The organism is Trebonia sp. (assembly GCF_030042015.1).
Classification (GTDB): domain Bacteria; phylum Actinomycetota; class Actinomycetes; order Streptosporangiales; family Streptosporangiaceae; genus Trebonia.
This window is the reverse complement of record NZ_JASIAL010000035.1, coordinates 1-5,082: the sequence shown is the minus strand read 5'-3', so window position 1 is coordinate 5,082 and position 5,082 is coordinate 1. Positions and strand designations below refer to the sequence as shown.

Below are 5,082 nucleotides of genomic sequence, written 5' to 3'. Positions count from 1 at the left end.
CGCGCGTAGGCCACGTTGTCGATCGCGCCTTGCCGGATCTCGCCCGTTTCCGAGTCCCAGGGCAGGGACGGCGCCGGGTCGCCCTGGATGCGCTGCAACTCGGCGTTCGCCGCGTGGATGACGCGGGCTATCTCCTCGTCGGTGTACTTCCTCATACCCGGCAACCCTACGAAGGCGGGACTTTTCGTCAAGACAGCCGGGCCGGCAAGCGCGATGCGCTGAGTCCGCGTGAGGCCGGGCACCCCGCCACCGGCTCTATCGCGTCCTCTCAGCCGCCGGCTCATCGGCATGGGCATCCTTGCCTGCTGTCAGCCGGGCGATGCACAGGCTGGGCTCGACGAACGGATCCAGCCGCTCGGCGGTGAGCGGGGCGCGCATCCGGGTCAGCGCCCCCCGCATCAGCCCCAGATGGAGCGAGCAAATGACGTCTTTGTGGTGCTGCGCCACCTCGCGGAACGGGCACTGCCGCAGGCAGAGCCGGTACTCTCCGTCGCGGTCACCGGCCTGCACCTGCGGCGCGAAGCCTAGGCCCTCCATGATCGCCGTGAGCTTCGCGATCGCCTCCGCGGCGCTCAGCCGCCGGTACGGCGGCGGCTGCTCGGTGAGATAGGCGCCCCACTCGCGCCCGGCCTCCTCCGCAGCCCTGCCCGGCTCCGGCATGGTGGCGGCCAGCAGGCTGGTGAGCATCTCTGCCAGCAGCCGGTAGCGCCGCTGCCCGGCGGGACCGCCGGCGACCGTCTGGTATCCGATCCTGGGTCTGCCAGGCGTCTCCCGGTCTTCTGTCTCGCGCGTGGCCAGGCCGGCCTCCACCAGTGCCTCAAGGTGGAACCGCGCCGTATTCCGGTGCAGCCCCGTCCGCTGCGCGACCTCCCGGACACCGAGCGGGCCGTCGGCGGCGCGCAGCATGTCCAGCACGCTGGTGCGGCTGCGGCCGAGCGGGGACGTATCCTCAGGCGCGAGGAGCTGCTCGGTATCCATACGATTATTTTATATCACTATCTGTAGTAGAAATTAAGCTAGCAGTGCGCTCGACGGCCCGCCGGCCCACCGCGACCCCGGCCCACCGCGACCCCGGCCCACCGCGACCCCGGCCCGGCTCGGCCCGGCAGGTCGGCCCGCTGGCTGGCCAGGTGCCCCGTAACCGGCTACCGTCATCCGGCCTCCTCCAGATCCATCGGCACTCGGGGCGACTACCCCCGCGGTGGGAGGGCGCCGACAAACGGCGTGTCGGCACCTGCCACGCCGAGCTTGGCCGCGCCGCCCGGTGAGCCGAGCGGCTCGGCGCGGCCGGGTAGCGGCTCGGCGAAGAACCGCGCGTTCTCCCCGGCGTACACCTGCAATTGGCCGGGCAGGTCATCCTCGTAGTAGATCGCCTCCACCGGGCACACGGGCTCACACGCCCCGCAGTCGACGCACTCGTCCGGGTGGATGTAGAGCATCCGCTCGCCCTCGTAGATGCAGTCCACCGGGCACTCCTCCACGCAGGCCCGGTCCAGCACATCCACGCACGGTTCCCCGATCACGTAGGTCATGACGCATCCTCCCTGCCGGCACGATGTCAGTCACAGTTTAAACTATAAATACTGTTTAAACTAATCGAGGCTGTGTCTGGCTGGTCTGGCTCCACGGGGCACCGCGTCAACGGCGCTCCTCGGCGTCGTGGGCGTGGTGATGTGCCTCACCGTCAGCCTGACGACGCTCGCGAACCTGACGGGCGCGAGCCTGGTCGCCGACTACGCGCTGATCGCCGTCGCCGCCGTCGCCGCGCGCCTGACGCGGGCCACCGCCCACGCCTCGTACAAGATGCCGCTGTGGCCGCTACCCCCGCTCCTCGCGCTCGCGAGTCTGGGCTACGCGTTCACCCAGCAGACGAGGCTCCTTATCCAGGTGACCCTCATCACGATGGGGATCGGCCTCGTCTACTGGGCGATCGTGATCCTGCTACAGCGAGGACGAGCCTGGAACCTTCGCGAGGCGCCAGTCGATGAGCCCGCGGCGTCCTCGGTCGAGAACCCCCGTCCGGCTCGGTGACGGGATCGGGGTGACCTGGCTCCCGGGGCGGGGCGGTGCCGGCGTTAGTCGCTGACGGCGTTGGCGTCGTTGAGGCGGACGATGTCGACGTCGTCGATGCCGGACAGGACGGCGGCGAGCTCGCTGACCGGCTGCTTCCCGTGGACCTGCAGTGTCACCTCGACGAAGGGCTTGCCGTCGCGCGTCTGCGGGCCTGGCCCGCTTGCGGCGGGGCGGCCGACCGGGTCGGCGGAGACCTCGTCGATGGTGAATCCGGCAGATGTCGCGGCCTGGAGCAGCCGCCGCAGCACGCCGCGGCCGTCAAGGTAGCGGATGCGCAGCGAGGAGACCGCGGTCGCGGACCGGGGCAGGCGGCGGGTGAGGGCGGGAAAGGCCAGCGCCACGATCACCAGGTAGGCGCCGGCGGCCACGGCTGCCAGGATCGGCAGGCCCGCCCCGGCGGCCGAGCCGATCGCCGCGGTGACCCAGACCGACGCGGCCGTGGTCAGGCCCCGGACGGAATCGCGGCGGACGAAGATCAGCCCGGCACCGATGAACCCGATGCCCGAGACGATCTGGGCGGCCATCCGGGACGGGTCAAGCACAATCCGCTGGGTCTCGATGACGTCGCTGAAGCCGTACTTGCTCACCAGCATGAACAGCGCCGCACCCAGCCCGACCAGGGTGTGGGTGCGCAGCCCGGCGTTCTTCTGCCGGATCTCCCGCTCCAGCCCGATGCACGCCGACAAGCCCAGGGCCAGGCCCAGCTCGCCGACCTGAAGCCATCCCTCCCCGCCCAGCGGCGCGCCGGTCAGGATGGCGGCTGCCTGGAAGCTGATCGCGGTCATCCGGAAAGGCTAACCTAAGATGAACAAAAGATGAACTAATAACGAATTAAACATGAACGGTAATGATTCCCGGCGCCGTGCCGCCGCTGGCCGCCATAAGGATGGCGAGGCAAATGTCCCGGTTAACGCCGCTCAGGCAGTCCGCAGGGAGACGGGCAGACGGGCAGACGGGCAGATAGGTGATGGGCAATAGCTTCGGGGAACTGATCGCGGAGGCCGCCGCCGTCGACGTCGCCGGCTGGGATTTCTCCTGGCTGGATGGCCGCGCCACCGAGGAGCGCCCGCCCTGGGGCTACCAGAAGCTGATGGGCGAGCGGATCGGCCGGGCCGCGCTCGCGCTGGACATCCAGACCGGCGGCGGCGAGGTGCTGGCCGGGGTCCCGCAGCGGGCCGGCAAGGCCATGGTCGCCACCGAGTCGTGGCCGCCGAACGTCAAGCGCGCTCAGGAGAACCTGCGCGCCAAGGGCGTGGTCGTGGTCGCCGACGAGGACGAGCCGCCGCTGCCGTTCGCCGACGGCACGTTCGACCTGGTGACCAGCCGGCACCCGGTGACGGTCCACTGGGGCGAGATCGCCCGCGTCCTGGCGCCCGGCGGCACTTATTTCTCGCAGCAGGTCGGCCCGGACACCGGTCACGAGGTCTACGAGTTCTTCCTCGGCCCGCAGCCGCTCGGGGAAAGCGGTCGCGAGCCCGGGCTGGCCAGGGCCGAGGCCGAGCAGGCCGGACTGGAGGTCGTGGACCTGCGGACCGCCGAGCTGAAGATGGAGTTCTTCGATGTCGGGGCGATGGTCTACTTCCTGCGCAAGGTGATCTGGTTCGTCCCGGACTTCACCGTCGAGAAGTACCGCGCCCGCCTGAAGGCGCTGCACGAGCGGATCCAGGCCGAAGGGCCGTTCGTCGCCCACTCCCGCCGCTTCCTGATCGAGGCCCGCAAGCCGGAGCCGGGCTGACAGGAAATCGCGGCTGGCGGCTCCCGTCATCCCCCGCCAGAAAAAATCAGTGATGATCCCGAACGGACCCGGCCGACTCCCCAGCGTCACCCTCTCAGGCCCCGGGCGGGGGCGCCGGTCAGGCCGACGACGAAGACTGCTCGTGTCCGGGCTTGTCCGGACATTAGCCCTGCCGCGGCTTACGCGGCTCGCGGTGAGCAGGGCGCGGACCTCCGCGCGCAAGGCGTCGAACGCGACCGTGCGCACGTCGCTCAGCGTGACGAGCAGCCGCAGCCCTGCCGAACTGACCGACATCATCGCGCGCGGCCTGACCGGCGCCGGCCTCAGCGAGTCGGGTTCCTTCGACCGGACTCGCTTCTTCCGGCTCAACAACCTCACGCAGCTCGAGCTGGAGGTCTGGGGTGAGGACAGCCAGTCCCGCGCTCGCCTGCGCCTTCCGTCGGTCCGGTCGCAGTCCGGCCGGCCGCAACGCCTGGCTCCGGTGGGCAGCGCCCTGGCCGCGGTCGAACGCAGCGTTCGCAGCGCCGATCCGACCGCGACCATCAGTAGCTGAGCACGAAGGGACCGTATTTCCCATGGGGCTTATCTCCAAGCAGATTCACCAGCGCACGACCAACCGGCTGGCGCAGCCGACCCGCGCCGTCACCAGGCTCGATGTCGACCAGGCGCTGGACGCGATTCGCCGCGTGGTCCAGCAGACGCCGGCCAAGACGGGCTTTCTGCACTCGGGCGAGAAGCTGTGGCTGGCCGGCCAGGCGCCCGGACCGTGGAACGTCTACTACGGCCCGCCTAGCCGGAAGGACCCGACCAAGGTAGTTCCGACCTGGACGACGCGCGTCGCCCTGAGCGCCTCCTCCGACGGGACCCAGACCCTGGTCACCATCAACCTGGCCAAGTGGAAGACGAGGGACGGCAAGCTCATCGGCCGCGGTGAGTTCGAACAGTTCCTCGCGAACGTGACCGCGCAGATCTCCGCCAGGGACCCGAGCTACTCGCTCATCGACGTCTCCTGAGGCCCCGGCGTGCACTGGGATTTCTTCACGGTGCTGTCCGTGCTGTCGGGCATCGTGCTGATCGTCGCCGCGCTCGGCGGACCGGTCGTCGGCACCGGACGGGAACGCCTGGGCATCTTCGTCATGGGCGCGTTCTCCGTCGGCTACGGCATCTGGGTGGCCAGCCAGGCCAGCGGGTTCTACCTGTTCTCGGTGGCACCCGCGGGCCTGGCCATCGTCATCGTCATCAGGGCCGTTCAGCACGCCGGGCGGAAGCCGCCT

General features: G+C 69.9%; 8 protein-coding genes. 5 read left to right on the top strand and 3 right to left on the bottom strand.

Annotated features, from left to right (window positions below; genetic code table 11):
• Nucleotides 1–255: 255 nt before the first annotated feature.
• Together Q1N79_RS01530 and fdxA are read right to left on the bottom strand one after the other, a co-directional pair.
• Complete coding sequence (locus Q1N79_RS01530; protein WP_300603195.1) at nt 256–978, bottom strand: helix-turn-helix domain-containing protein; 723 nt, start codon at nt 976–978, stop codon at nt 256–258.
• 212 nt (nt 979–1,190) lie between these two features.
• Nucleotides 1,191–1,532: a ferredoxin gene (gene fdxA / locus Q1N79_RS01525; RefSeq protein WP_300603192.1), complete on the bottom strand. Its 342-nt coding sequence runs from the start codon at nt 1,530–1,532 to the stop codon at nt 1,191–1,193.
• Nucleotides 1,533–1,659: 127 nt separating this feature from the next.
• On the opposite strand from fdxA, the gene Q1N79_RS01520 reads away from it, so the two are divergent.
• On the top strand, nt 1,660–2,031 hold the full coding sequence (locus Q1N79_RS01520) for a hypothetical protein (protein WP_300603189.1): 372 nt from the start codon (nt 1,660–1,662) through the stop codon (nt 2,029–2,031).
• A gap of 44 nt (nt 2,032–2,075) precedes the next feature.
• On the opposite strand, the gene Q1N79_RS01515 is transcribed toward Q1N79_RS01520, so the two are convergent.
• A complete protein-coding gene (locus tag Q1N79_RS01515; RefSeq protein ID WP_300603187.1) occupies nt 2,076–2,858 on the bottom strand; it encodes an MgtC/SapB family protein in 783 nt (260 codons plus the stop codon).
• Between the two features lie 182 nt (nt 2,859–3,040).
• Here Q1N79_RS01515 and Q1N79_RS01510 point away from each other — a divergent pair, with 182 nt between their 5' ends.
• From Q1N79_RS01510 to Q1N79_RS01495, 4 genes are all read left to right on the top strand, one after another.
• Complete coding sequence (locus tag Q1N79_RS01510) at nt 3,041–3,808, top strand: class I SAM-dependent methyltransferase (RefSeq protein WP_300603182.1); 768 nt, start codon at nt 3,041–3,043, stop codon at nt 3,806–3,808.
• Between the two features lie 193 nt (nt 3,809–4,001).
• A complete protein-coding gene (locus Q1N79_RS01505; protein ID WP_300603179.1) occupies nt 4,002–4,361 on the top strand; it encodes a hypothetical protein in 360 nt (119 codons plus the stop codon).
• A 22-nt stretch (nt 4,362–4,383) separates the two neighbouring features.
• Complete coding sequence (locus Q1N79_RS01500; RefSeq protein ID WP_300603174.1) at nt 4,384–4,821, top strand: hypothetical protein; 438 nt, start codon at nt 4,384–4,386, stop codon at nt 4,819–4,821.
• Between the two features lie 9 nt (nt 4,822–4,830).
• A partial coding sequence (locus tag Q1N79_RS01495) for a hypothetical protein (RefSeq protein ID WP_300603172.1) occupies nt 4,831–5,082 on the top strand: 252 nt, incomplete at its 3' end.

Coding starts and splice junctions, on each gene's coding strand:
- Q1N79_RS01530 (WP_300603195.1), bottom strand. CDS start 978: ATGGATACCGAGCAGCTCCTCGCGCCTGAGGATACGTCCCCGCTCGGC.
- fdxA (WP_300603192.1), bottom strand. CDS start 1,532: ATGACCTACGTGATCGGGGAACCGTGCGTGGATGTGCTGGACCGGGCC.
- Q1N79_RS01515 (WP_300603187.1), bottom strand. CDS start 2,858: ATGACCGCGATCAGCTTCCAGGCAGCCGCCATCCTGACCGGCGCGCCG.
- Q1N79_RS01510 (WP_300603182.1), top strand. CDS start 3,041: ATGGGCAATAGCTTCGGGGAACTGATCGCGGAGGCCGCCGCCGTCGAC.
- Q1N79_RS01500 (WP_300603174.1), top strand. CDS start 4,384: ATGGGGCTTATCTCCAAGCAGATTCACCAGCGCACGACCAACCGGCTG.